Origin of the sequence: Lysobacter enzymogenes, from assembly GCF_900106525.1 — a bacterium.
Classification (GTDB): Bacteria; Pseudomonadota; Gammaproteobacteria; order Xanthomonadales; family Xanthomonadaceae; genus Lysobacter; species Lysobacter enzymogenes.
The window spans coordinates 286399-310532 of record NZ_FNOG01000001.1 but is presented as its reverse complement, the minus strand read 5'-3'; the positions used below and the strand labels follow the sequence as shown (position 1 = coordinate 310532).

The following is a 24134-nucleotide window of genomic DNA, read 5'->3' as shown; positions in this document are numbered from 1 at the left end:
GCTGACGCGGACGCAGCGACGATCCACGGCGACCGCGGCCCTACGGCCGGCGGCCGCCGCCGCAACCCCGCGCGGCAGCCTCAGCGCCGCGCGCGCTCCACCGGTCCGCGACCGGCGCGCCTGCGTGCGCGCGGCGCCCGCCGGTTCCGCACGCGTACCCGCCTCCGTACCCACACCGCATCCGCACACCGCCCGAGGACGTCGAAGATGGACACCCTGGTTTCGATCAATCACCTCACCAAGACCTATCAGCGCGGCCCGGAAAAGGTCGAAGTGCTGCACGGCATCAACCTGGACATCGCCAAGGGCGACTTCGTCGCGCTGATGGGCCCGTCGGGCTCGGGCAAGAGCACCCTGCTCAACCTGATCGGCGGCCTGGACAACCCCAGCAGCGGCGAGATCACCATCGAAGGCGAGCGCATCGACCGCATGAGCCCGGGCCAGCTGTCGCAGTGGCGCAGCCGCCACGTCGGCTTCGTGTTCCAGTTCTACAACCTGATGCCGGCGCTGACCGCGCAGAAGAACGTCGAACTGCCGCTGCTGCTGTCGCCGCTGGGCGGCGCGCAGCGCAAGCGCAACGCCGAGATCGCGCTGACCCTGGTCGGCCTGGCCGAGCGCCGCAGCCACCGCCCCAACGAACTGTCCGGCGGCCAGCAGCAGCGCGTGGCGATCGCCCGCGCGATCGTCTCCGACCCGACCCTGCTGATCTGCGACGAACCCACCGGCGACCTGGACCGCCAGTCGGCCGAGGAAATCCTCAACCTGCTGCGCCTGCTGAATCGCGAACACGGCAAGACCATCGTCATGGTCACCCACGACCCGAAGGCCGCCGAGTACGCCACCCACACCCTGCACCTCGACAAGGGCACCCTGGTCGAGCAGCAGCCCGGCGCGCACTGAGCGGAGACCGGCCATGAAATATTTCCATCTCATCTGGGCGGAGCTGATGCGGCGCAAGACCCGCACGGCGCTGACCCTGCTGTCCATCGTCGCCGCGTTCTTGCTGTTCGGCCTGCTCGACGGCGTGCGCGAGAGCTTCGACCAGGCCGGCAACAGCGCCAACGGCGTCAAACGCCTGCAGACCGGTTCGCGGCTGTCGTTCATCCAGCCGCTGCCGATGTCGCTCAACGACCGCATCGGCCAGGTGGCGGGCGTGAAGCAGGTGTCCTACGCCAACTGGTTCGGCGGCGCGTACCAGGATCCGCACAACCAGATCTTCAGCTTCGCGGTGGCGCCGAACTATCTCGACCTGTATCCGGAAATCCAGGTCGACAAAGCCCAGCGCAAGGCCTTCGACAACACCCGCACCGGCGTGCTGGTCGGCGCGCAGCTGATGCAGCGCTTCGGCTGGAAGGTCGGGCAGAAGCTGCCGCTGCAGTCGACCATCTTCCCCACCAGCGACGGCAGCAAGAACTGGAGCTTCGACATCGTCGGCGTGATCGAAGCGGCCGACAAGAAGACCGGCGGCTGGTACGACCAGATGGTGCTGCTGCACTGGAAGTACTTCGACGATTCCAACCCGTACAACCGCGGCCAGGTCGGCTGGTACATCACCGAGGTGAGCGATGTGAACCAGGCCGACCGCGTGGCCAAGGCGATCGACGCGATCTCGGCCAACTCCGACCACGAGAGCAAGACCCAGACCGAAGCGGCCTCGGCGGCCAACTGGATGAAGCAGATGGCCGACATCGGCCTGATCGTCGGCTCGATCATGGGCGCGGTGTTCTTCACCCTGGTGCTGCTGACCGGCAACACCATGGCCCAGGCGGTGCGCGAACGCACCTCGGAACTGGCGGTGCTCAAGACCATCGGCTTCCCCGACCGCAGCGTGCTGATGCTGGTGCTGGCCGAATCGGTGCTGCTGCTGTTGATCGGCGGCGTGATCGGCGTGGGCCTGGCGCGCGTGCTCGGCCCCATCGTCAGCGCCGCTAGCCGCGGCGCGATCAACGTGCCGCCGATCAGCGGCAGCAGTTGGGCGATGGCGCTCGGGCTGATGGTCGCCATCGGCCTGGTGGTCGGCGCGCTGCCGGCGATCCGGGCGATGCGCCTGAACATCGTCGACGCCCTGTCCGGGCGCTAACGGAGACTGCACATGAACAAGCTCGTTAAATGGGGCCGCGGCCTGCTCACCGCGCTCGCGCTGATCGCCGGACTGGCGCTGTGGGCGATCGCGCCGTGGCCGGTGCTGCTGGCCTTGGCCGCCGCGGTCGCGCTGTGGATGCTGCTGACCCGCAGCGGCCAGCAGGCCGCCTCGGTCGCCGGCGTCGGCATCAGCACGCTGCGCCAGCGGCTGGGTTCCTCGTCGGTGGTGGTGATCGGCATCGCCGGCGTGGTCGCGGTACTGGTGGCGATGCTGTCGATGGCCGAAGGCTACCGCCAGACGCTCTCGCGCACCGGCAGCGACGACAGCGTGCTGGTGCTGCGCGGCGCCTCGGCGGCGGAAGTGATGTCGACCCTGGACCTGGCCAGCATCAACGTGATCGAACAGGTGCCCGGCATCGCCCGCGGCCCCGACGGCCGCCCGCTGGCTTCGCCGGAGACCGTGGTCGCGGCCAACCTGCCGGTCAAGGGCATGGCGCCCGACGTGGACGGCAGCGTGCAGTTGCGCGGCGTCGGCGACCGCGCCTGGCTGGTGCGGCCGCAGGTCAAGATCGTGCAGGGCCGCAAGTTCGAAACCGGCAAGCGCGAAGTCGTCGTCGGCAGCGGCGCGCAGCGCCAGTTCGCCGGCCTGGAGGTCGGCAAGCAGATCCGCCTGGGCAGCGAGCAGTGGACCGTGGTCGGCGTGTTCAAGTCCGGCGACGCGATGGATTCGGAAGTGTGGGCCGACGCCGAGATGGTCGCGGCGACCTACCGCCGCGGCGCCTCGCGCAACGCGGTGGTGGCCAAGCTGACCTCGGCCAAGGAGTTCAAGAGCTTCAAGGCCGCGCTGGCCGGCGACCCGCGCCTGCAGGTCGATGTGACCACCACCGCCGAGTACTTCGCCAAGCAGTCCGAGACCATGACCACGGTGATCCGCGTCATCGGCATCGTGGTCGGCTCGATCATGGCCATCGGCGCGGTGTTCGGCGCGCTCAACACCATGTTCGCCACCGTCGCCACCCGCGCGCGCGAGATCGCGACCCTGCGCGCGATCGGCTTCCGCGGCCTGCCGGTGGTGGTGGCGGTGATGCTGGAGACGATGCTGCTGGCCTTGGTCGGCGGATTGATCGGCGGCTTGCTGGCGTGGGCGATCTTCAACGGCTACACCGCGTCCACCATCGCCGGCGGCGTCGGCCAGCTGACCTTCGACTTCCGCGTCACCGGCGCCTTGCTGTGGAGCGGATTGAAGTGGGCGCTGGCGATCGGCTTCGTCGGCGGCCTGTTCCCGGCGCTGCGCGCGGCGACGTTGCCGGTGACGGCGGCGCTGCGGGCGTTGTAAGCGCAGGCGCCGAGCCGCGGCGCCGAATGTCGGTGCGATCCCGGAGCCCCCTTCCTCGAAGGGGGCTCTTTCGTTGCGGCGACGCGGCGCCCGCCGGGATCGCTGGCAGCCTCAGCCCGCTGCGCGCTAGGCTTCGATGACGCCATCGTGTCCAAGGATCGGATGAACGCCATTGTCCGCAAGCGCTGCTACACCCTGGCCGCGACCGTGCTGGGGATGTCGACGATGATCCTCGCGCTCGAAACCCCCGGGCCCGGCATATCGTCGCCCTGGCTGGGCCTGGGCCTGTTGCTGGCAGGCGCCGCCGCTGCCGCGGCCTGCGCGATCGCAGCCTGGCGCATCGATGCCGACCCGCCCGCGCAGACCCACGCGCAAGTGCGCGATGCGCTGCGCGACGGCGGCGTGCGCGGCGTCGGCGGCGATCCCGGATGGACGATCGCTGTGTTCGTCGCAGCGGCCGTCGCGTGCGGGTGGCTGGCGTGGGCTCAGGCGTCCCAGGGCCGCATCATCCCGGCGCTGCTGGCCGCCGCGCTCGCTGCCCTGGGCGCGACCGGCTCGGTATGGCGCTGGCGTACGCGCATGCACCGGCGCGAGCTGCGCATCGATGCGGCCGGCGTGCATTCGCCCGACTTCGGCCTGATCGTCTGGGCCGATGTGGTCGGCCTGCGCCGTTACCGTGCGCAGCTGTCGAGCGTGGACTGCGAAGGCCTGCAGCTGTTGTTGCGCGATCCCGGCCGCTATGCCGCGCGCGCGCCGGCATGGCTGCGCCGAATCAGCGGTTTGGACGCGCCCGGCCAGCGTTACGCACCGTTGCTGCTGCCACTGGATGTGTACGGCATTCCGGTGGAAGCCGCCTACGTCGCCGCGACGACCCTGCGCCGCCGCGCGGGAACGCCGTTCGTCGAAGGCTGGCATCCGCGCATGGAGACAGCCGAAATCGACGAACTGCTGGCCGCTCCCGCACCGCAGCCGCTACCCGCCGCCGATGCGCCGTGGCGCGAGGATCCGCTGCTGCCGATGGTGCGCCGGCAACTGCGCCATCACCGGCGCGAACAGCGCCGGATCGAATCGATGTTCTTGTGGCGCAGTCTGGTCATACCAGCGACGGCGCTGGGCTACATCGCGCTGCACCTGCTGATCGAGCGCCTGCTCGCCTGACTCAGGCCGCCTGAGCCGCCGCTGCCAACCTGCGCGAGCGCAGCACGCCCTCGCTGGCGAACACCGCCAGCCCCGCCCAGATCAGCGCGAAGCCGATCGCGCGCAGGCCGTCGAAGGCCTCGCGCAGCACCAGCCAGCCGATCAGGAACTGCAGGGTCGGCGCGACGTACTGCAGCAAACCGATCGCGGTCAGCGACACCCGCCGCACCGCGTAGGCGAAGCCGATCAGCGGCAGCGCGGTCAGCGCGCCGGCGATCACCAACAACGCGTCGATGCCCAGGCCCCAGCCGCCGAGGAAACCGCCCATGCCCTGGGTTTCGCCCCAGACCATCAGCGCCAGCGCGGCCGGGAACAAGTAGACGTTCTCCACGCCCAGCCCGGTCACCGCCTCCACCGCGACCAGCTTGCGCACCAGCCCGTACACCGCGAACGAGATCGCCAGCCCCAGCGCGATCAGCGGCGGACGCCCGTACTGCACGGTCAGCCAGACCACGCCGGCGAAGGCCAGCGCCACCGACACCCATTGCACCGCGCGCAGGCGCTCGCCGAGGAACAGCACGCCGAGCATCACGCTGACCAGCGGGCCGATGAAATAGCCCAGGCTGGTTTCGATCACGTGGCCGGCGTTGACCGCCCAGATGTACAGCCCCCAGTTGAACGCGATCAGACAGCCGCTGACCGCGAGCATGCCGGCCTTGCGCGGCTCGCGCAGCACCTCGCGCAGCCAGTGGCGGCCGTTCTTCCAGCACAGCCACGCGGTCACCAGCAAGGTGCTCCAGACGATGCGGTGGGCCACGATCATCAGCGAGGGCACCGAGTTGAGCAGATGCCAGTACAGCGGCATCAGCCCCCACAGCACGAAGGACGCGACCGCGATCCACAACCCGCGGCGGTCGGTGCCGGTATTCATGTCGACTTCTCCAGTTCGCCCGCGGCGGCGGCGGCCGGCGCGGGCGCGGCCGCGACGACGGCGGTCTTGCCCGCGCGCGCCTTGGCCAGGGTGATGATGACCACGCCGACCAGGATCACCGCCATCGCGCCCAGGTCGTGGGAGGTGAAACGTTCGCCCGCCAGCAGCGCGCCGAACAGTACCGCGATTGGCGGATTGACGTAGGCGTAGCTGGTCGCCAGCGCCGGCCGCACGTGGTGCAGCAGCCAGATGTAGGCGGTGAAGCCGAAGATCGAGCCGGCCACGACCAGGTACAGCAGCGCCGCGGTGGCGCTGAAGGTCGGCCACTCGTGGATGCGCTCGCCGCTGACCGCGGCCGCGCCGAGCATCCACGCGCTGCCGGTCAGCATCTGCGCGCTGGCGGCCATGAACGGCGACGGCAGGTCGAGGTCGCGGCTCCAGATCGAGCCCCAGGCCCAGGCGATCGGCGCGACGATCAAACACACCAGCCCGAGCGTGGACGCCGACAGCTTGCCGCCGGCGTTGAGCCACACCACGCCGGCGAAGCCCACCGCCAAGCCGACCCACTCGATCTTGGCCGGATGCCGCCCGCGCATCATCGCGAACACCCCGGCGAACAGCGGCATCGACGCCACCGCGATCGCCGCCAGGCCCGAATCGACCTGGGTCTCGGCCAGGTTCACCAGGCCGTTGGACAGCAGCACCATGAAGATCGACAGCACCCACAGCGTGCGCCACTGCTTGCGCGTCGGCGCCGCCGCGCCGCGCCAGCGCAGCACCACGTACATGATCGCGCCGGCCAGGAACATGCGCGCCGCGCCGAGCAGGAACGGCGGGTAGCTCTCCAGGGCGAAGCGGATGCCGAGGTAAGTCGAGCCCCACAGCACGTAGACGGAGGCCAGGGCGAAGCCGACGGCCAGCGGGCCCGGAGCGCGGTGATCGGAAGAAACGGCGGCGCCCATGGGCAAGTACTCGCGGGGAACAGCGGTGGCGGGGGAAACGCCGGCCGCAGGCGGCGCCGGCAGGCGAGAAAAGAACGGCGAAAAAACCGGCGCGCAAAGCGAAGGGGAAAAACGCGATAGCTTGACCCGCCCGAGGGCCGCGCGGGAGCGAGAAAAACTTGAGTCAGCCTGTAGCAACGCTTGAGTCCGCGCGGCTCAAGGCCGTGCGCCCTCGCGCGTTCGCATCCGTGCGTCGCGGGCGCGCGGCCCGCCATGGACGCGCTTCGTGCGCGCCTGTCCCCTGCGGCTTCGCGCCGCCGCGCCGGCTCAGTCGCCGGCGAGCCAGCGCGAGACGCTGGTGCGGCCGCTGCCGGCCACGCGCCGGCGCGGGTCGTCGTAGACGTCGATGACCTCGAAGCCGGCCTTGCGCATCATCCCGGCCGAGCCTTCGTTGTCCTCGTGGCGCTCGATGTAGATCTCGCGCAGGCCCATCGCGCGCATGCGCTCCACCGCCTGCGCCAGCAACTGCGAACCCAGCCCGTGGCCGCGATGGCCGCGATGCACCACCGCCTCGCCGACATGCCCCTGCCAGGCGATCTCGCGCCCGGCCGGTTGGTAGCGATGGAAAGCGTCGCTGGGTTCGAACGTGACTACCGCCACGATTTCGTTACCGGCCAGCGCGACCAGCGCCTGGGTGCGGCCACGACCGATCCCGGCCAGGTGCGCCGTCAGCTCCCGCTCGGGCAGGTAGTTCCAGGGATTGGGCCCGTGTTCGCGGATCAGCGTCAGGATCTCGCCGATCTGCTCGGGTACAGCGGCTTGCGTCACGTACCGGGACATCCCGGGGGCGTCCGTTCTTGAAGGGTCGGGGGAATACGCCGGCACATAAAAATTCTTCATGACCCCGGCGCAGGAATAGCGTATCGATGTCAGTCAAATTGCGGTTGAATATTTATCCGCGCGGACGCAAAAATCTTGCATGAACGCTGCCCCCCTGGTCCTGGACGAGTTCGATCACAAGCTGCTCGAACTGTTGCAACACGATGCCTCCGCCACCCTGAGCGAACTCGGCGACGCCGTCGGCCTGTCGCCGAGCGCGGTACAGCGGCGCATGACCCGCTATCGCCAGGACGGCCTGATGCGCCAGGTCGCGGTGCTCGACCCGATGGCCCTGGGCAGCACCCTGGCCGCGGTGTGGGTAACGATGGAGCGCGAATCGGCCGAAGGCAATGCCTCCTTCCACGCCCGCGTGCGCGCCGCGCCGGAGGTGCAGCAGTGCTACACCCTGGCCGGGGAATGGGATTACCTGGTGATCCTGGCCACCACCGGCGTCGCCCACTGCCGCCAGGTGGTGGACCGCCTGTTCCTCGACGAAGGCAACGTCAAGCGCTACGACACCCATCTGGTGTTCGACGTGGTCAAGCACGGCCTGGAGCTGCCGACCCGCGACGCCCCGCGCGCCGCGCGCAAACGCCGCGGCGCCTGAGCCCTGGACCTTGTCGCGCCGTGCCGCGACAAGCCTCTGCCGCGCAGGCCGGGTATCTCCCTGTAGGAGCGGCGCAAACCGCGACCGCGTTGCTTCCAGTTTGCGCCGCGAGCCCCGAGTCCGCGGTCGCGGCTCGCGCCGCTCCTACAGGGGCTTCGGGCGCGTCCGCCTCATCGGGCCACAAGATGCAGCCCAAGCGCGAGCTACGCCGCCCCCCCTGTAGGAGCGGCGCAAGCCGCGACCGCGCCCTTTCAAACTCGCACCGCAAGCCCGAAGCCGCAGCCCAGCGCATAACCTCCCCTCAAGCCGCCCGCTCGCGCTGCAGCAGCCTGTCCTTGAGCGGCAAGCCCCAGCGATACCCGCCCAGCGACCCATCGCCGCGCACCACCCGATGGCACGGCACCACCACCGCCACCCGATTGTGCGCGCACGCCTGCGCCACCGCGCGCGCGCCGCGCGGCGAACCGATCTGCCGCGCCACCTCTTCGTAGCTGCGGGTCTGACCGGGCGGAATCTTCATCAGCGCGTCCCACACCTTCTTCTGGAACGCGGTGCCGATCAGGTCCACCGGCACCTCGCGCTCGCCGCCGCCGAGCGCGTCGGCCACCGCCTGCACGCGCGGGGCGAGGAATTCGTCGCGACCGGCGTCGACCCGTTCCAGCGAGGCGCGCGGGAACTCCTCGCGCAATCGCGCCTCCAGCGCCGCCGCGTCGTCGCCGAGCTCGACCATGCAGATTCCGCGCGCGGTCGTCGCCACCAGCGCCAGGCCCAACGCGGTGCGGGTGACGCTCCAGCGGATCTGCTCGCCGGCGCCGCCGGCGCGGTAGCGCGCCGGGGTCATGCCCAACTTCGCCGCGCCGGCCTCGTACACGCGCGACGGCGAGCCGTAGCCGGCGTCGTACAGCGCGGCGCTGACGTCGTTGCCCTCGCGCAGCGCGCTGCGCAGGCTGCCGAGCTTGCGCTGGGCCAGGTACTCGGCCGGGCTCAGGCCGAAGCGCGCGCTGAAGCGGCGCTGCAGGTGCGAGGCGCTCAGGCCGACCGCGGCCGACAGCTCGGTCAGCGACAGTTCGCCGCCGTCGAGCAGTTGGCGGGCGCGTTCGAGCTTGTCGCTCGAAGGCGCGGAGGTCGAAGTTACGGGAGACGAGACACCGGCGATCGCCTGAGCGGCGGGGCCGGGACCGGACTTGCGCAGGGGAGATTTGGCGTTCATGGGGCAAGACTAGGCCTGCGAGCGCGGGGTCGCTATCCGCATCTTGTGCGCCGGTGGTTTGTTTGTCGGCGGGGCTTGGCTTGCGGGGACTGGGATTCCAGGCTTGCGGCGCGGATTGAAACCCTGCGGTCGCGGCTTGCGCCGCTCCTACATGAACTCCGGCGAGTTTCGTATCCGACTGTAGGAGCGGCGCGAGCCGCGACCGCGGGGCTTCAATCTCGCGCCGCAACTCGCAGATCGCGGTCGCGGCTCGCGCCGCTCCTACAGGGGCTTCCCCGACATTCGCGGCGCGCAAAAAGAAAGCGCGCCGAGGTCGGCGCGCTTTCGGTACTACGCAAACCCAGCCAGGCTCAGTCGGCCCAATGCCCCGGCCGCGTCGCGGTCGGCAGCACCTGCGCCGACAGCTGGCGGTCGGCGTTGAGCAGGCGCACCGCGTCGGCCAGGATCGAGGCCGATTCGCGCAGCAGCGGGTCCGGACGCTTGTCGGCCAGCTTCTCGCGCGCCGCGTCCTTGACGATGTCGCGCTCGGACGAGGCCAGCCCGTCGTCGGTGGCGTCGTCGGCCAGCGGGTCCAGGGCCAGGCCGAGCGTCTTGCGCTCTTCCTGGCGCTGCTTGCGCTTGGCGTCCTCGCGGTCGCGCTCGGCGCGGCGGTCGGCCTCGTTGAGCGAGATCCACTTCTTGGCGCGCTCTTCGCGGAACTGCGCCACGTCCTGCGACCACCACTGGAATTCCTTGTCGCCGGCGATGCGCGCGCTGTGCAGGGTCTCCAGCTTCGGCAGCAGCGGCGCGAAGTTGCCGTAGCTGGTGTGCTGCACGGCGGCGATCTTGGTCCACGGCAGCGCGTTGTCGTAGGTGCTCTCGCCGTACTCGGTGGCGTCCACCGAGACCGGGAAGGCCAGATCCGGCACCACGCCCTTGTTCTGGGTCGAGCCGCCACTGACGCGGAAGAACTGGGCGATGGTCAGCTTGACCTGGCCGAAGCGCGCGGTCTCGTTGGCCGGCCAGCGGTCGAGGTCGACCAGGTTCTGCACCGTGCCCTTGCCGAAGGTAGTCTCGCCGATGACGAGGCCGCGACCGTAATCCTGGATCGCGCCGGCGAAAATCTCGGAGGCCGAGGCCGAACCGCGGTTGATCAACACCGCCAGCGGGCCTTCCCAGGCGATGCCGTTGTCGCTGTCGCCTTCCACGCTGACCCGGCCGCCGGATTCGCGCACCTGCACCACCGGGCCGCGGTCGATGAACAGACCGGTGAGCTCGATGGCTTCGTTGAGCGAGCCGCCGCCGTTGTTGCGCAGGTCCAGGACCACGCCGTCGACCTTGTCGGCGCGCAGCTTGACCAGCAGCTTGGCCACGTCGCGGGTGGCCGAGGCGTAATCGTTGGCGTTCTTGCGGCGGCCTTCGAAGTCCTGATAGAAGCCCGGCAGCTTGATCACGCCGATGCGCTTGGCCGGGCCGTCGCCGGCGGCGGGGATGTCGATGATTTCCGACTTCGCCGCCTGTTCCTCCAGCCGCACCTTGTCGCGCACCAGCACGATGCGGTTGGGCTTGCTGTCCTGGCCGGCTTCGGCCGGGATCACGTCCAGGCGCACCTTGGTGCCCTTGGGGCCGCGGATCTTGGCGACCACATCGTCGATGCGCCAGCCGATCACGTCCTCCATCTGCCCGCTGTCGCCCTGGCCGACGCCGACGATGCGGTCGCCGGGCTTGACCAGATGGCTGCGCGCGGCCGGGCCGCCGGGGATGATCTCGCGGATCGCGACCACGTCGTCCTGCTTCTGCAGCTGCGCGCCGATGCCGTCGAGCGACAGCGACATGGTCATGTTGAAGTTGTCGGCCGACTTCGGCGTGAGGTAGTCGGTGTGCGGGTCGATCGCGTTGGCGTAGCTGTTGACGAAGGTCTGGAACACGTCCTCGCCCTTGAGCTCGCCGATGCTCTTGGCCATGTTGGCGTAACGCTTGTCCAGCGTCTTGGCGATGTCGTCGGGCTTCTTGCCGGCCAGCTTCAGCCGCAGCCAATCGTTGCGCACCGACTGCTTCCACAGCGCGTCGACCGCGGCGGTGTCGGCGGCCCACGGCGCTTCCTTGCGGTCGTACTCGTAGCGCTCGCTGCCGGTGAACTCGAAGTTGCCGGGCTGCTTGAGCAGCGTGCGCGCGTAAGCGACGCGCTCGTCCACGCGCTGGCGGTAGGTCGAGAAGATGGTGTAGGCGGGGGTCAGGTCGCCGCTCTTGATCGCATCGTCGAGCTTGTTCTTGAACGCATCGAAGCGGGCGATGTCGGCCGCGCTGAAGAACTGCTTGTTCGGATCGAGCGATTCGAGATAGCGCTTGTACATGTCGGCCGAAAGCGCATCGTCGAGCGCGCGCGGCCGATAGGCGTAGCGGCTGTCGGAGAGCAGGCCGTAGACCAGCTTGGCCGCCGTGGTCTGGTCGGCGGTGGGCGCGCTGGGCAGGGTCGAAACGGAATTCGCGGACGCCGCGCCGTCGGGCCGCGCCAGCAGCGCCAGCGGAGCGGTCAGCAGCAGGCCTGCGAACAGGGTCAGGGCACGCGTGTTCTTGGAGGTCATCGCGGGGTCTTCCCGGCCGGGGGAGCCGGACTTGGGCGGTTGCAGCAGGAGGATGATGCGGCGTTGGACAAGCTCACAGTGCCGAAAGTTGCCGGCCCTGTCACGCGACTGGGCGCAATTGCGTGTTGCGGGCACGAAACCGGTTCAGATTGTCGCCGGCGCGGCGCAGATCGGGTGCCGCGCAGCCGCCCGGGCCGCCGCGGCTCACCGGATTTCACCGGATTTCGCCCGCTCCCGAGCCCCGTTTCGCCGGGTCGCGCCCGCGCGCCGCCGCGGCGGCTTGTCGCCCCATCGGGACTGGACTATGTTGGCGCCGTGCAAAGCGACGGCCGCGCGGCGGCCGCCCCACCGACCCGCAACCGCCCCGCGCGATTGCGCCTGGAGTCCGCCAATGGAACTGGCAGCGACAAAATCGGCTCTTTTGAAGCCGGCCCCGGCCCGCCGCCACCGCGCGGACGCGCCCCCGTCCGGCCCGCCCCGCGCCGGCCCCGCCGCATTCCCGGTCCCGCCATGCGCCTGACCCGCCTCGCCCTGCTGATCGCCCTTTCCACCTGCTTTCTGAGCGGATGCCCCATGTCCCACACCGATGACGCCCAGCAGTACTTCACCCGCCAGGTCGCCAAGCTGCTCGAAGGCCGCGACTCGGCCGTGGTCGACGCCGCCCAGCTGACCGACTTCGACTGGCAGAAGCTGTGCTTCGAGCGCGAAGACGCGCTCGAGCTCACCTTCAGCGGCGCCGGCGCCGACAAGGTGTTCCGCTTCGGCTACGAGGACTATTTCGTCGCCGAGCCCTACGTCGAGCGCTCGCCGGCCGAGCGCTGCATCGGCCGCCAGGACAAGCTGGTGCTGAAGAAGAAGTACCCCGGCTACAAGGACACCGTTGAGTTCCAGCTCGCCGACGGAGCGGCCGCGCCATGAACAATCCCATGAGCGACATCAAGCGCGGCATCGAGCAGGACGCCTACCGCTACTACGAGCAGCTCAGCGGCCAGACCCTGCAGCGGCGCGCCGACGGCAGCTTCGCCGGGCAAGGCCACAACGACGCCCTCGACGCGTTCCGCCACGCCTACACCAGCGGCCGGGTGACCCAGCTGTCGATGGACCAGCAGTGGGTCGCGCGCAGCTACGGCGACGACAACGAGATCGGCCCCAAGCATCCCAACGATCCGCGCGAACACCGCATGGATCTGTGGAACAACGAAGTCGGCCGGCGCCTGGGCGACGAGGCCTCGGGCAAGGACGATCTGGCCAAGCGCTGCTATGAAGCGGCAACCAACGGCACCTTGATCACCAGCCTCAACGACACGCGCATCGGCCAGCTGTATCCGAGCGACCCGCGCCTGCAGCGGCCGCAGGGCGATCCCGAGCGCGAGCTGATGACCAAGGAGGACGTGGCCAAGGTCAACCGCGACGTCAGCCACGCGCTCGACCACCCGCGCGTGCCCTTCCCCAAGGACCATCCCGACCGCGACCTCTACGACAAGCTGCGCTCGGGCCTGCCGGCCCAGGTGACCGATGAGAAGGTCGCCGAGGCGGTGCTGGCGACCAAGCGCGCCGGCATGCACGAGCCCAGCGACATCGGCAAGGTCGCGCTGCAGAACGACCAGATCTTCATCGCCGGACGCACCCCGGGTTTCCACGCCCAGGTCGATGCGGGCAAGCCGGCGCCCGACATGAGCGGCACCGTGCAGCAACTGAACTCGCACAACCGCGCCGAGGCCTACGAGCAGAAGAACCAGCAGCAGCAAGAGCAGCAGCCGAACCAGCAATACGGCGGGCGCTGAGGCGGCAAGGCGGCGCGCGGCGCCGGCCGATCCGCAAACGAAAAAGCCGGCGCGATGGCGCCGGCTTTTTCGTTTCGACGCGCGCGACTCGCTTCGCCGCGCGCATGCCGCGCCGCGCTTACGCCACCGCGAACCCGGCGTCGATCGCCTGGCGGTCGGCGTGGTACGACGAGCGCACCAGCGGGCCGGAGGCGACGTGGGTGAAGCCCAGCGACATGCCGTAGACCTCGAGTTCCTTGAACTCTTCCGGCGTCCAGTAGCGCAGCACCGGGTGGTGGTGCGGCGTCGGCTGCAGATACTGGCCGATGGTGATCATGTCGACGTCGTGCGCGCGCAGGTCGCGCAGGGTCGCCTGCACCTGCTCCATGGTCTCGCCCAGGCCGAGCATGATGCCGGACTTGGTCGCCACGTTCGGATGCTGGGCCTTGAACTTCTGCAGCAGGGTCAGCGACCACTGGTAGTCGGCGCCCGGACGCACGTTGGTGTACAGGTCCGGCACGGTCTCGACGTTGTGGTTGAACACGTCCGGCGGGTTGTGCGACAGGATTTCCAACGCGCGTTCCATGCGGCCCTTGCCGCGGAAGTCCGGGGTCAGCACTTCGATCTTGGTGCGCGGGCTCTGCGCGCGGATCGCGGCGATGCAGTCGACGAAGTGCTGGGCGCCGCCGTCGCGCAGGTCGTCGCGGTCGACGCTGGTCACCACCACGTACTTCAGGCCCATGTCGGCGACGGTGTTGGCCAGGTTGATCGGTTCCTGCGGATCCGGCGGCTTGGGCCTGCCGTGGGCGACGTCGCAGAACGAACAGCGGCGGGTGCAGACCTCGCCGAGGATCATGAAGGTCGCGGTGCCGTGGCCGAAGCACTCGTGGATGTTCGGGCAGCTGGCTTCCTCGCACACGGTCACCAGGCGGTTCTCGCGCAGCTTGGCCTTGAGCTGGGCGACCGAATTGCCCGAGGGGATGCGCACGCGGATCCACGAAGGCTTGCGCAGCACCGGCGCGTCGGCGAACTGCACCGGCGAGCGGTTGATCTTGTCGCCGCCGAGCTGTTTGGCGCCCGGGGTCATGGTGGTGGATTGCAACACCGCCGGGGCCACGACCGGATCGGCCGCGCCGACGACGGTGAGCGGGATGGTCTTGCTGGCGGTGTCGCTCATGTGTGCATCGACTCTGGAGATTGATCTCCCTCTCCCGCTTGCGGGAGAGGGCCGGGGTGAGGGCATCGGCGGCCTGCGGTATCGCGGCGCCTGGCGGATTCGTGGGCCCTCATCCGCCCTTCGGGCACCTTCTCCCGCAAGCGGGAGAAGGAAGAAACAGCGGTCAGCCGAAACTCAACGGCGCCGCATCCTCGACGCTCAAACCGAACTGGCGCGCGATGTTCGCCACCAGCACCGGCTTGACCTGGTCCATGCCCGAGGGGCCGCCCAAGTCTAGCACCGAGGTCACTTGCAGCCCCTGATAACCGCAGGGGTTGATGCGCTGGTACGGCGACAGGTCCATGGCGATGTTGAACGCCAGCCCGTGGAAGGTGCAGCCGCGGCGCACGCGGATGCCCAGGGCCATGACCTTGGCGCCAGCCACGTACACGCCCGGGGCGCCGTCGCGGCGCGCGCCTTCGATGTTCCATTCGGCCAGGGTGTCGATGGTGGCCTGCTCGATCCGGTCCACGTACTCGCGCACGCCGACCTTGAGCCGGCGCAGGTCCAGCAGCGGGTACAGCACGATCTGGCCGGGGCCGTGGTAGGTCACCTGGCCGCCGCGGTCGACGTGGATCACCGGGATCTCGCCCGGCATCAGCACGTGCTCGTCCTTGCCGGCCTGGCCGAGGGTGAACACCGGGTCGTGCTCGACCAGCCACAGCTCGTCGGGCGTCTCGGCATCGCGCGCGTCGGTGAAGGCCTGCATCGCCCGCCATACCGGTTCGTAGGGCTGGCGGCCGAGGTCGCGCAACTGCGCGCGCGGCGGCGCGGACGGGCCGCCGAAGACTTCGGCGACGGCGTCGATTACAGCGTCCACTTCACTTCCGGGTGATCGCGCAGCACCTGGTGGGCCAGGTCGTACTGGGCGCGGTCGACGGCGCGGAAGGTCAGCCGGACCGAGACGTACTTGCCGGTCGAGGACTGCTTCCACTGGATGGTTTCGGTTTCCACGTCGATCCCGGCCTCGAGCAGGCGCTTGGGCAGCTCGCGCTCCAGGCCGGCGTCGGCGGCGCCCATCGCGCTGAGCTCGAAGGTGCCGGGGAATTGGAAGCCGTGATCGGGGTTGTCGGAATGAATGTCCATGGCCGCCATTATGGGTCCGCGGCCAGGGCAACCCAAGCGCGGCGGCGGGACGGCGGCATTGCGCTGGTGGAACGCGGCCGCGCCGCGGCTGCGGCCGCGACCGCCGGATTCCCGCAAGATTCGGCACGGCCGCGGCGCGCGACGCCGTTGCGCCGGCGGTCTGCCGAAACGCCACGACAGACGTTAACGTGGAGCTCCCGTTCCGCAGTTCAGGCCACGATGGGTCCGCGCGACCGCCAGCATTCGATCCGCCTCAAGGCCCCCGGCCTGCTCGTCCTGCTGCTGTTCGCCGCGGCCCTGGCGGTGGCCGTGCCGGCCCTGCGCCGGCCCGAGCGCGCCGGCTGGATCGCGCTGCCGCCGCAGCCGATGGAGGCGACCGACCCGGACGTGCGCGAACTGCTGCGCAAATCCGCGCAGCTGGCGCCGGCCGGCCAGCCCGCCCTGGCCGTCAGCTGCGGCGCCGACGACGTCGAACCCGAACGCCTGCCGCCGGACTTCGCCCGCCCGCCGGCGCCGGCCGACGCCGACGAGGCGCCGCTGGAAGAACGCTACGCCCTGCTGATCGGCGGCCCGGACCGGCGCCCGTGGCGGCTGGACATCGACGTGCACGGCGAGCGCGCCCGCCTGCGCGCGCAGGAGCCCGGCGCGGCCGCGACCGAGCGCGAGCTGCCGCTGACGGCGCTGGCGCCGCTGCGCGCGGCCCTGGCCGAGCCGGAGCTGTGGTCGGCGCCGCAGCGCAGCTCGGTGTTCTGCGCCGACCGCCACCGCCTGCGCCAGGCCTACGTCGAAGCCTGCGTGGACGGACGCTACTTCGCCCGCGACCGCGCCTGCGACCGCCTCGCCGCGCCGCTGCTCGACGAGCTGTGGCGGCAGGCGCGCGCGCTGGCGGCGCCGGCCGCCGGCGCCGCACCATGACCCGCGACCGCCCCGCCGCGCCCAGCGGCGACCGCCTGACGCTGATGCTCGACCTCGACGAAACCCTGGTCTACGCCAGCGAGATCGAACTCGGCCGCGCCGCCGATTTCCAGGCCCTGGGCTATCACGTCTACCGCCGCCCGCACCTGCAGACCTTCCTCGACCACGTGCTGGCGCGCTACGACGTCGGCGTGTGGACCGCGTCCGGCCGCCGCTACGCCGACGCCGTCTGCGCCGCACTGTTCCCGCCGCAGGCCCTGCGTTTCGTGTGGTCGAGCGAACGCTGCTCGCTCAGCCGCGACTGGACCACCGGCGAATACCTCAACCGCAAACGCCTGCAAAAGCTCAAGACCCACGGCTACCGCCTGGAGCGACTGCTGGCGATCGACGACACCCCGAGCAAGCACGCGCAGAACTACGGCAACCTGGTGTGCGTGAGCGAGTACCTGGGCGAGGACCCGCACGACGACGAGTTGCTGCGGTTGATTGGGTACATCGATGCGCTGGCCGGCGAGGCCGATGTGCGCAAGATCGAAAAACGCCGCTGGCGCGAACGCAGCGTCGCAAGCGCGCCGAAGCCCCTGTAGGAGCGGCGCAAGCCGCGACCGCGACACCTGGCTTGCGTCGTAAGCGCGATGTCGCGGTCGCGGCTCGCGCCGCTCCTACAGGGGGCTCCGCAGCAACGCGCCAGTCTCAATTTGTGCGCACAAAGCGCGATAGATTGGCACCTGCCTCGTCCTCCGGAGCCCGGCCATGCCTCCCAGCCAGTCCGTTGCCCTGCCCTTGCGCGGCCAGTTCCGCGCGCTGTACCAGCAGCTCAAGCGCGCCGGCGCGCTGGCGCGCACGCCGGTGGTGTTTTGCGAGGGCGATTCGTGGTTCTCCACGCCGCTGGCGATGAACCTGCTCGACTGGATCGTCTCGCCCGCGCCGCAGGACGAGGAACGCGGCGTGCCGCTGCTCGGCCAGGGCGGGCTGTTCTTCCGCGCCGAGCGCAGCGGCGATTGCGCTGCGCGCAATCCCGACGATCCCAAGCGCTCGATGTTCGTGCGCGACAACATCGACGACCTGATCGGCTGGTATGCGAACTTCGAGTTCGACCTGATCCTGCTCAGCGCCGGCGGCAACGATTTCGTCGACGGTTTCCTGCGCCGCGCGCTCGGCAACCGCAACGGGCTGAGCGCGCAGCAGGCGTTCCAGCGCGTGCTCGACAGCGGCCAGTACGACACCGTGCGCAAGGCCTATGCGCTGTTCCTGCAGGCGGCGATCGCGGCGCGGCCGGGCGTGCCGGTGCTGGCGCACACCTACGATTATCCGCTGCTGATCGGCCGCCCCGGCGCGCTGACGCCGGGCAACCTCGGCGTGGCGGCGTTGCTGAAGAAGAGCGTGGGGCCGTGGATCGGGCCGAACATCCTGGGCGTCGTCGAGAGCGAGCGTCCCGCGTTCGTGCGCCTGCTCATCGACGGGTTCGAACAGCACGTGCTGCGCGCGCTGAAGCAGGACGCGCGCTTCGCCGCGGTGTTCGACTACGTCGACCTGCGCGGCACGCTGACCCAGCCGCAGCAGTGGTTCGACGAGATGCATCCGACCGAAGCCGGGTTCCATGCGCTGGCGACGAAGTTCCGCGGCGTCATGCTCGGCAAGTTGCCGGCGAACAAGCGCTGAGGCGCTCGCGCCCTTGTGGCAGGGCCTTCAGGCCCGATGCTTGGCACTCTTGTGGGAGGGCCTTCAGGCCCGATGCTTTTGTTTCAGATCGCCGCGACTTGAACCAAAGGCATCGGGCCTGAAGGCCCTCCCACAAAAGCCCTCGCACAGGCCTTCCTGTCGCACAAAAACAAAAAGGCCGGCGAAGGCCGGCCTTTTCGTCGCGATGCGAAGCGGCGCTTACTCCGATTCCCACCACATCCAGAACTCGTCCCACAGGCGCTTGAAGAAGCCGCCTTCTTCGACCGCGGCCAGCGCCACCAGCGGACGCTGCGCGACCACCTTGCCGTCGAGCATGACCTTGACCGAACCGATGGCCTGGCCCTTCTTGATCGGCGCGACCAGGGTCTTGGGCACGTCCATGCTCGGCTTGAGCTGCGGGTACTTGCCGCGCTGCACGGTCACCAGCAGCGGCTCGGCCACGCCGAGCTGCACTTCGGCGCTCTGGCCCTTCCAGACCTTCTGCTTGGCGATGGCCTTGCCGGCGTCGTAAAGCTTGTGGGTCTCGAAGAAGCGGAAGCCCCAGTTCAGCAGGGCCTGGCTGTCGGTCGCGCGCTGGGCCTCGGAGGTCGAGCCCATCACCACCGAGATCAGGCGCTGGTCGCCGCGCTGGGCCGAGGCCATCAGGCAGTAGCCGGCCTTGGAGTGGTGGCCGGTCTTGATGCCGTCGACCGACGAGTCGCGCCACAGCAGCAGGTTGCGGTTGGGCTGGGTGATCGGCCCGACCTTGAGTTCCTTGATCTTGTTGTACGAGTACGCGGTCGGGAAGTCGTGGATCAGCGCGCGGCCGAGCAGGGCCAGGTCGTGCGCGGTGGAGTAGTGGTTCTCCTGCGACAGCCCGTGCGGGTTCATGAAGTGGCTGTTCTTCAGGCCGATGCGCGCGGCGTACTGGTTCATCAGCGCGGCGAAGGCGTCCTCGCTGCCGGCGACGTGCTCGGCCAGGGCGATCGCGGCGTCGTTGCCGGACTGCACCACCATGCCCTTTTCCATCTCCACCAGCGGCGCGGTCTGGTTGACCGCGAAACCGGAGTAGCTGCCGTCGGTGGCCGCGCCGCCCTTGCGCCAGGCGTTCTCGGTCATCATCACCTGGTCGGTGTCCTTGACCTTGCCGCCGGCCATTTCGGCGGCGATCACGTAGCTGGTCATGACCTTGGTGATGCTGGCCGGCTCGACCCGCATATCGGGCTCATGGCTGGCCAGGATGTTGCCGCTGGCCGCGTCCATCAGCACCCACGCGGTGCCGGCGATCTGCGGCGGCGGCGGCACCGGCAGCGCATCGCTGGCCGGCGGTTGCGCGGCGGCGGGAGCGCTGGCCGCGGCGGCGGGCTTGGCGGCGGGCGCCTGGGCCGAGGCCAGGCCGGCGACGGCGGTGGCGAGGAAGGCCGAGGTCAGCGCGGCGAAGGCGGCCGCGCGCGGGGCCATTCTCTTAAAGCGGGAACTCATCGTTGAACTGTCTCCGGGACCGGTACCGTGCCGGCCGCAAGGCTTGGAGGTCGGCGCCGCCGTCCTGGCGGCCACCGTCGAAAGTGGCGGGACCGTGCCTTCCTGCTGCGGTCCGCGAGGCGTGCATCGTGCCTGAGATGGGCGGCGCTTGCAGCCGCCGGCCCTGTTGGCCGGCGGTGCGCGTTCAGTCGCGCCCGTTCAGGCGGGCGCCTCAGTCGCGAACGCGCTGCGGCTGCCCGAAGCCCAGACCGACGATGCGGGCGGCAAGTTCCGGCGCCGCGTCGGCCTGCAGCGGGCCGACCCGCAGGCGCCAGATCTTCTGGCCGTTGGCGGCGTTGCCGTCGAGCAGCCGGGCCGCGGCGATGCCGGCGCCGCGCAGCATGCCCAGGGCGCGGTCGGCGTTGCTGCGGGCGGAGAAACTGGCCACCTGCAAGGTCACATCGCCCGCCGAGGGCGTGCTGGCGGCGACCACCGCGGCGGCCTTGGCCGGGGTCGGCGGCGGCGGCGCGGCCGGCGGCGCCGGCAATGCTGCGGCGGCTACGGCCGTGGCCGGGACGGCGCTGCCGGCCTTCTTCGCGGCCTTCTCGGCCTCGGCCAGCGCGCGCTGCTGTTCCTTCTGCTGCTTGGCCAGCAACTTCTGCTGCTCGCGCTGCTGTTTCTCCAGCGCGCGCTTCTCGGCCTTGGTCAGCGCCTTGGTCGGCGGCGGCGCGACCGGTTGGCCGGTGGCCACGCGCACTTGGCGCGATTTCATCCAGGCGTCGAATTCGTCCGCGGTCATCGACTTGCCGTTCTGCATCATGTCGAAGCGGTAGTCGTGCGGGCCGGGCTTGCCGGCCGCGGCCGTCGGCGCGGCGCTGGCGACTGCGGTCTTGGCCGGCGCCGGCTGGCCGGTGGCGACCGTGGTCTTGACCGGTTCGGCCGCCGCGACCGGCGCGGGCTTGCCGGTAGCGACGGTGGTTTTCACCGGTGCGGCGCTGGCGCCGGCGCTCATCGGCGTCGGCTTGCCGGTGGCGATGCGCACGCCCGGCGGCAGTTCGCCGGCGTTGGCGCTGGCGATCGGCATCGCCGAGACCAACCGATCCATCGCACTCGGGGTCTTCGGCGCGGCGGCGGGCGCCGGCGGCGGATTGTTGCCGGCGCTGGCGTACAGCGGCGGCGCCGCCTCGCCCGGATGCAGCGCGCGCACCTCGACCCGGCCGGTGCCGCGCTGGGTGATGCCCAGCTTGATCGCGGCCGCATAGCTCAGGTCGATCACGCGGTCGTCGTGGAACGGGCCGCGGTCGTTGACCCGCACCGTCACCGACTTGCCGTTGTCCAGGTTGGTGACCCGGGCGAAGCTCGGCAGCGGCAGCGACTTGTGCGCGGCGGTGAAGGCGAACATGTCGTACACCTCCAGGTTGGAGGTGCGGCGGCCGTGGAATTTCTGGCCGTAGTAAGAAGCCGTGCCGGTCTCGACGTAATCGTCGTGCGAGTCGAGCACCTTGTAGGTCTTGCCCAGCACCACATACGGCGAGCGGTTGCCGAACTGCGAACGCGCCTCGGCGACGACTTCGGGTTCGGGAATCGAATCGACGTCGGGGATGTAATCCGGCGTGCTGTCTTTGACCCCCGGCGCGTACAGGCCGCCGGCCTTGTAGTTGCCGCGCTTGCTGAGGTCTTCCTGGGCCGGCGCGTACGGCGATTTCTTGCGCGCGCCGCCGTGGGCCAGGGCCGAGCTGTGGACGCGGCCGCGGTCGGGCAGCGCGAGCGCCTCGGAGCCGGATTTCTTCGGGGAGCTGGCGCAGGCCGCGAGGGCCAGCGGCAGCGCGGCGACGACCAGCCGCCCGATCAATTCGATCGACGGCCGCTTCGCGCCGGCGCTCATGGGCGTGGCGCCTGGGGTTTGACGGCGGGCGCCGGCGCAGCGGCGGGCGCGGTGGGTGCGGTCGCAGTGGCCAAGGGATTCTCCCGTCCGGCGATCGCTTCCGCCAACTGGTACACCGCCATGCCGTAATGCTTGGAGATGTTGTAGCGGGTGATCGCGTAGAAGTTGCGGAAACCGAGCCAGTATTCGGGACCGTTCGCCCCGTCGAGATTGAGCAGCGTCGCGGTCTCCGTCGGCGCCACCGGGGTCAGCGGACGGTAGCCGCGAGCGGCCAGATCCGTGAGCGAGTACACCGGGTCCATGCTCTCCGGCGCGAAATCCTGCGCGCTGGCGTCGCGGTTGGCGCGCGCCACCACCGGGCCGCCGCGCACCCAGCCGCCCTTCTTGACGAAGTAGTTGGCGACCGAAGCGAACACGTCGTCCAGATCGGTGAACAGATTGCGCTTGCCGTCGTTGTCGCCGTCCACCGCGAACTCGCGGTAGCTCGACGGCATGAACTGGCCCCAGCCCATCGCGCCGGCGTAGCTGCCGGTGAGGGTGGTGATGTCGATGCCCTCTTCCTTGCCCAGCGCGAACAGCTGCGCCAGTTCGCCGCGGAAGAACGCCTCGCGGCGGTTCTCGCGATCGAGCTTGGCCGGATCGCCGCTGCGCGGATAGGCGAAGGCAAGCGTGTACAGCGCATCGACCACGTTGTACTTGCCGGTGTTCTTGCCGAAGCTGGTCTCGACGCCGACGATGGCGACGATGATCTCGGCCGGCACGCCGGTCTGCGCCTGCACGCGCTCGAGCTGGGCGCGATGCTCGGCGAGGAAAGCCTTGCCGCCGTCGATGCGCGCCTGGGTGATGAAGATCGGCCGGTAATCGCGCCACGGCTTGGCCTCGGCCGGCCGAGACATCGCCGCGACGATGGCGTCCTTGATCTGCGCCTTGGCCAGCACCGATTCGATATAGGCCGGCTCCAGGCCGTACCGGATCGCGGTGTTGGCGACGAACTGGGCGCGGGCCTGCTCCAGCGGCATCTGCACCACCGGCTCGGGCAGCGCGGGCGTGCCGACCACCGGGGTGGCCGGCTTGACCGGCGCCGGGGCGGCGGCGGCTTGCGGCGGCGCGGCCTGGGCGGAGGCGATGGGCGCGATCGGCGCCTGCGTAGCGCAGGCGGCCAACGCGATCGTGAGCGCGCCGAACAGGGCGCAACGGGCGGTGTGGCGTCGGGTCATCGGCGCGAGAGTAGCACGCGATTGCGAGGCAAAAAACCTTGGCATTGCGGGACTTAACCGATTTTATTCATGTAGGGTTTGCGAAGTGGAGACGCCTTCGGGCCGCCTGGAAAGATGAACAGAGGCACGTTCCCGCCCCCGCTCCCGACCGCTGCCGCCCTCACCCAAGACGGCCTTTTGTGGGAGGGACTTCAGTCCCGATGCCTTCCGCTCCGGTCGCCGCGCCGCCCCCATCAGTCCCCCAGCCGCGAATTGCCGATGGTCAGATGCAGCGCCGGCTCCGGCTCGCGCGGCAGCCCCAATTCCTCGCGCAGCGTCAGCAGGCGCTCGCAGCGCACCGGGCACCACACGAAGCCGTCGGTCTCGCGCACCGCCGGGTCGTAGCCGAACTCGACCGTGGCGCCGTCCCAGCGTTTCCACAACGCCTCCAGCGGCGGCCGCTCGCCGCGGATCGCCGAGATGTGCGCGCCCCACAGCGGCCCCTGCAAACGCCGGGTGCGGCGATGGCCGAGCAGGAACTGATGGCGCAGATAGCGGCCGAGCTCGGGATCGCACTCCACGATCAGCCACCACTGCGTGCTGCCGCCGTCGCGGCGGGCATGGCCGGTTTTGCCGAGCGCGGGGCTGTAGCGCAGGGTGCCGGTGGCGGGGAGGAAGCGGTCTTGCATCAACGTCTCGACCGCATACGCAGTTCGTCCAATTGCGCGCTCAACTGCTCTATCGAAGCGACGACCTCTTGCAGCGCTTCGATCGAGTACGCCGTTTCCGTCTGCTGCGGCGACGTGGGCAGTCCCGTCACGCACATCGCGGCCGGCGGCTGCGCCCTGAATCCCCAACGGGCATGGATCAACTTATTGCGCATTTCGCGCATGGCATCGGTGCGGTCCAGCCAGTCGATATAGGCGATCCGCAGCGATTCGTCCGTCAGGCCAGACGCGTATTTGCGCAAGAACTCCAGCTTCGCATGGAACGTGCGGTTGCCGAACTCATCCGTCAGCCGCTCCAATCGCGCAGGATCGGTCCAGACCACGGCCAGTCCCAGCAGCGTTTCCAGCCGGCCGAAGGCGAACAACAGCCGCCCAAGCGCGAGCGCCGCCGCCTGCTCGATCCGTTCCCGTTCGCAGAAGAGGTTCATGGCGATACTCATCGAAATGCCCCTGGCCGGGGTCCTTCGCCAGGTCACGCCAGTTTATGTCGGCGGCGAATCGCCGCGTCGGCGAAACCGGTGTAAACCGATCCTGC

At 69.9% G+C, this 24134-nt stretch carries 24 protein-coding genes and 1 pseudogene; 11 read left to right on the top strand and 14 right to left on the bottom strand.

Going from position 1 to position 24134, the window contains the following annotated elements; all coding sequences use genetic code 11:
• Nucleotides 1-207 precede the first annotated feature (207 nt).
• The 4 genes from BLU84_RS01335 to BLU84_RS01320 all read left to right on the top strand — a co-directional run bounded on the left by BLU84_RS01335 (nt 208) and on the right by BLU84_RS01320 (nt 4576).
• Nucleotides 208-900, top strand: a complete 693-nt coding sequence (locus BLU84_RS01335; protein WP_074861885.1) for an ABC transporter ATP-binding protein — start codon at nt 208-210, stop codon at nt 898-900.
• Between the two features lie 13 nt (nt 901-913).
• Nucleotides 914-2080 carry an ABC transporter permease gene (locus BLU84_RS01330; RefSeq protein WP_074861882.1) on the top strand — a complete coding sequence of 389 codons (1167 nt, stop codon included), beginning with the start codon at nt 914-916 and terminating at the stop codon, nt 2078-2080.
• Between the two features lie 12 nt (nt 2081-2092).
• Nucleotides 2093-3418 carry an ABC transporter permease gene (locus BLU84_RS01325; protein ID WP_074861878.1) on the top strand — a complete coding sequence of 442 codons (1326 nt, stop codon included), beginning with the start codon at nt 2093-2095 and terminating at the stop codon, nt 3416-3418.
• A 162-nt stretch (nt 3419-3580) separates the two neighbouring features.
• Nucleotides 3581-4576 carry a hypothetical protein gene (locus BLU84_RS01320; protein ID WP_074861875.1) on the top strand — a complete coding sequence of 332 codons (996 nt, stop codon included), beginning with the start codon at nt 3581-3583 and terminating at the stop codon, nt 4574-4576.
• A 1-nt stretch (nt 4577) separates the two neighbouring features.
• Here the strand turns inward: BLU84_RS01320 and rarD are convergent, their stop codons facing one another.
• From rarD to BLU84_RS01305, 3 genes are all read right to left on the bottom strand, one after another.
• Nucleotides 4578-5486, bottom strand: a complete 909-nt coding sequence (rarD, locus tag BLU84_RS01315; protein ID WP_074861872.1) for an EamA family transporter RarD — start codon at nt 5484-5486, stop codon at nt 4578-4580.
• Nucleotides 5483-6448: a drug/metabolite exporter YedA gene (gene yedA, locus BLU84_RS01310; RefSeq protein ID WP_074861869.1), complete on the bottom strand. Its 966-nt coding sequence runs from the start codon at nt 6446-6448 to the stop codon at nt 5483-5485. Before yedA ends, rarD begins: the two co-directional genes overlap by 4 nt.
• A gap of 306 nt (nt 6449-6754) precedes the next feature.
• Nucleotides 6755-7255 (bottom strand): GNAT family N-acetyltransferase, encoded by a 501-nt coding sequence (locus BLU84_RS01305; protein ID WP_211664495.1) that lies wholly within the window; start codon nt 7253-7255, stop codon nt 6755-6757.
• Between the two features lie 151 nt (nt 7256-7406).
• Between BLU84_RS01305 and BLU84_RS01300 the strand changes: the two genes are divergently transcribed.
• On the top strand, nt 7407-7913 hold the full coding sequence (locus tag BLU84_RS01300) for an Lrp/AsnC family transcriptional regulator (protein ID WP_074861863.1): 507 nt from the start codon (nt 7407-7409) through the stop codon (nt 7911-7913).
• Nucleotides 7914-8214: 301 nt separating this feature from the next.
• Here BLU84_RS01300 and BLU84_RS01295 read toward each other — a convergent pair whose 3' ends face one another.
• Entirely contained in the window at nt 8215-9123 is a 909-nt protein-coding gene (locus BLU84_RS01295) for a bifunctional transcriptional activator/DNA repair enzyme AdaA (RefSeq protein ID WP_083382232.1), read from the bottom strand.
• Nucleotides 9124-9473: 350 nt separating this feature from the next.
• Complete coding sequence (locus BLU84_RS01290; RefSeq protein WP_074861861.1) at nt 9474-11687, bottom strand: carboxy terminal-processing peptidase; 2214 nt, start codon at nt 11685-11687, stop codon at nt 9474-9476.
• 573 nt (nt 11688-12260) lie between these two features.
• On the opposite strand from BLU84_RS01290, the gene BLU84_RS01285 reads away from it, so the two are divergent.
• Together BLU84_RS01285 and BLU84_RS01280 are read left to right on the top strand one after the other, a co-directional pair.
• Nucleotides 12261-12605, top strand: coding sequence for a hypothetical protein (locus tag BLU84_RS01285; protein ID WP_074863230.1), 345 nt, complete (start codon nt 12261-12263; stop codon nt 12603-12605).
• Nucleotides 12602-13471 (top strand): DUF6973 domain-containing protein, encoded by an 870-nt coding sequence (locus BLU84_RS01280; RefSeq protein ID WP_074861858.1) that lies wholly within the window; start codon nt 12602-12604, stop codon nt 13469-13471. The genes BLU84_RS01285 and BLU84_RS01280 overlap by 4 nt, the downstream gene beginning before the upstream one ends.
• A gap of 118 nt (nt 13472-13589) precedes the next feature.
• On the opposite strand, the gene lipA is transcribed toward BLU84_RS01280, so the two are convergent.
• The 3 genes from lipA to BLU84_RS01265 all read right to left on the bottom strand — a co-directional run bounded on the left by lipA (nt 13590) and on the right by BLU84_RS01265 (nt 15752).
• Nucleotides 13590-14627, bottom strand: a complete 1038-nt coding sequence (lipA, locus tag BLU84_RS01275; RefSeq protein ID WP_074861856.1) for a lipoyl synthase — start codon at nt 14625-14627, stop codon at nt 13590-13592.
• A 163-nt stretch (nt 14628-14790) separates the two neighbouring features.
• On the bottom strand, nt 14791-15474 hold the full coding sequence (lipB, locus tag BLU84_RS01270; protein ID WP_139174634.1) for a lipoyl(octanoyl) transferase LipB: 684 nt from the start codon (nt 15472-15474) through the stop codon (nt 14791-14793).
• A complete protein-coding gene (locus BLU84_RS01265; protein WP_074863229.1) occupies nt 15474-15752 on the bottom strand; it encodes a DUF493 family protein in 279 nt (92 codons plus the stop codon). Before BLU84_RS01265 ends, lipB begins: the two co-directional genes overlap by 1 nt.
• A 219-nt stretch (nt 15753-15971) precedes the next feature.
• On the opposite strand from BLU84_RS01265, the gene BLU84_RS01260 reads away from it, so the two are divergent.
• The 4 genes from BLU84_RS01260 (at nt 15972) to BLU84_RS28100 (ending at nt 18431) form a co-directional block, all read left to right on the top strand.
• Nucleotides 15972-16667 (top strand): hypothetical protein, encoded by a 696-nt coding sequence (locus BLU84_RS01260; RefSeq protein ID WP_074861851.1) that lies wholly within the window; start codon nt 15972-15974, stop codon nt 16665-16667.
• Entirely contained in the window at nt 16664-17254 is a 591-nt protein-coding gene (locus tag BLU84_RS01255) for an NIF family HAD-type phosphatase (RefSeq protein ID WP_074863227.1), read from the top strand. Before BLU84_RS01260 ends, BLU84_RS01255 begins: the two co-directional genes overlap by 4 nt.
• Before the next feature lie 166 nt (nt 17255-17420).
• Entirely contained in the window at nt 17421-18329 is a 909-nt protein-coding gene (locus BLU84_RS01250; RefSeq protein ID WP_139174531.1) for a hypothetical protein, read from the top strand.
• A gap of 36 nt (nt 18330-18365) precedes the next feature.
• The gene (locus BLU84_RS28100) at nt 18366-18431 is read left to right on the top strand and encodes a DUF6053 domain-containing protein (protein ID WP_425479315.1); all 66 of its coding nucleotides are present in this window, start codon (nt 18366-18368) and stop codon (nt 18429-18431) included.
• Between the two features lie 117 nt (nt 18432-18548).
• Here BLU84_RS28100 and BLU84_RS01245 read toward each other — a convergent pair whose 3' ends face one another.
• The 6 genes and pseudogenes from BLU84_RS01245 to BLU84_RS01225 form a co-directional block, all read right to left on the bottom strand.
• Nucleotides 18549-19790: a D-alanyl-D-alanine carboxypeptidase family protein gene (locus BLU84_RS01245; protein ID WP_074861845.1), complete on the bottom strand. Its 1242-nt coding sequence runs from the start codon at nt 19788-19790 to the stop codon at nt 18549-18551.
• Nucleotides 19791-20022: 232 nt separating this feature from the next.
• Nucleotides 20023-21675 (bottom strand): septal ring lytic transglycosylase RlpA family protein, encoded by a 1653-nt coding sequence (locus BLU84_RS27995; protein WP_074861842.1) that lies wholly within the window; start codon nt 21673-21675, stop codon nt 20023-20025.
• A 68-nt stretch (nt 21676-21743) separates the two neighbouring features.
• A pseudogene (gene mltB / locus BLU84_RS01235) lies at nt 21744-22892 on the bottom strand (lytic murein transglycosylase B); the annotation flags it as partial.
• A gap of 160 nt (nt 22893-23052) precedes the next feature.
• Nucleotides 23053-23145 carry a DUF6053 domain-containing protein gene (locus tag BLU84_RS28095; protein ID WP_425479314.1) on the bottom strand — a complete coding sequence of 31 codons (93 nt, stop codon included), beginning with the start codon at nt 23143-23145 and terminating at the stop codon, nt 23053-23055.
• A complete protein-coding gene (locus BLU84_RS01230) occupies nt 23126-23560 on the bottom strand; it encodes a hypothetical protein (protein WP_074861838.1) in 435 nt (144 codons plus the stop codon). The genes BLU84_RS28095 and BLU84_RS01230 overlap by 20 nt, the downstream gene beginning before the upstream one ends.
• Nucleotides 23560-24039: a hypothetical protein gene (locus BLU84_RS01225; protein WP_139174529.1), complete on the bottom strand. Its 480-nt coding sequence runs from the start codon at nt 24037-24039 to the stop codon at nt 23560-23562. Before BLU84_RS01225 ends, BLU84_RS01230 begins: the two co-directional genes overlap by 1 nt.
• Nucleotides 24040-24134 lie beyond the last annotated feature (95 nt).

Coding starts and splice junctions, on each gene's coding strand:
- BLU84_RS01330 (WP_074861882.1), top strand. CDS start 914: ATGAAATATTTCCATCTCATCTGGGCGGAGCTGATGCGGCGCAAGACC.
- rarD (WP_074861872.1), bottom strand. CDS start 5,486: ATGAATACCGGCACCGACCGCCGCGGGTTGTGGATCGCGGTCGCGTCC.
- BLU84_RS01230 (WP_074861838.1), bottom strand. CDS start 23,560: ATGCAAGACCGCTTCCTCCCCGCCACCGGCACCCTGCGCTACAGCCCC.
- BLU84_RS01290 (WP_074861861.1), bottom strand. CDS start 11,687: ATGACCTCCAAGAACACGCGTGCCCTGACCCTGTTCGCAGGCCTGCTG.
- lipA (WP_074861856.1), bottom strand. CDS start 14,627: ATGAGCGACACCGCCAGCAAGACCATCCCGCTCACCGTCGTCGGCGCG.
- BLU84_RS01280 (WP_074861858.1), top strand. CDS start 12,602: ATGAACAATCCCATGAGCGACATCAAGCGCGGCATCGAGCAGGACGCC.
- BLU84_RS01250 (WP_139174531.1), top strand. CDS start 17,421: ATGCCTCCCAGCCAGTCCGTTGCCCTGCCCTTGCGCGGCCAGTTCCGC.
- BLU84_RS01325 (WP_074861878.1), top strand. CDS start 2,093: ATGAACAAGCTCGTTAAATGGGGCCGCGGCCTGCTCACCGCGCTCGCG.
- BLU84_RS01335 (WP_074861885.1), top strand. CDS start 208: ATGGACACCCTGGTTTCGATCAATCACCTCACCAAGACCTATCAGCGC.
- BLU84_RS01260 (WP_074861851.1), top strand. CDS start 15,972: ATGGGTCCGCGCGACCGCCAGCATTCGATCCGCCTCAAGGCCCCCGGC.
- BLU84_RS01285 (WP_074863230.1), top strand. CDS start 12,261: ATGTCCCACACCGATGACGCCCAGCAGTACTTCACCCGCCAGGTCGCC.
- yedA (WP_074861869.1), bottom strand. CDS start 6,448: ATGGGCGCCGCCGTTTCTTCCGATCACCGCGCTCCGGGCCCGCTGGCC.
- BLU84_RS01225 (WP_139174529.1), bottom strand. CDS start 24,039: ATGAGTATCGCCATGAACCTCTTCTGCGAACGGGAACGGATCGAGCAG.
- BLU84_RS01255 (WP_074863227.1), top strand. CDS start 16,664: ATGACCCGCGACCGCCCCGCCGCGCCCAGCGGCGACCGCCTGACGCTG.
- BLU84_RS01265 (WP_074863229.1), bottom strand. CDS start 15,752: ATGGACATTCATTCCGACAACCCCGATCACGGCTTCCAATTCCCCGGC.
- BLU84_RS01320 (WP_074861875.1), top strand. CDS start 3,581: ATGAACGCCATTGTCCGCAAGCGCTGCTACACCCTGGCCGCGACCGTG.
- BLU84_RS27995 (WP_074861842.1), bottom strand. CDS start 21,675: ATGAGCGCCGGCGCGAAGCGGCCGTCGATCGAATTGATCGGGCGGCTG.
- BLU84_RS01245 (WP_074861845.1), bottom strand. CDS start 19,790: ATGGCCCCGCGCGCGGCCGCCTTCGCCGCGCTGACCTCGGCCTTCCTC.
- BLU84_RS01295 (WP_083382232.1), bottom strand. CDS start 9,123: ATGAACGCCAAATCTCCCCTGCGCAAGTCCGGTCCCGGCCCCGCCGCT.
- BLU84_RS01300 (WP_074861863.1), top strand. CDS start 7,407: ATGAACGCTGCCCCCCTGGTCCTGGACGAGTTCGATCACAAGCTGCTC.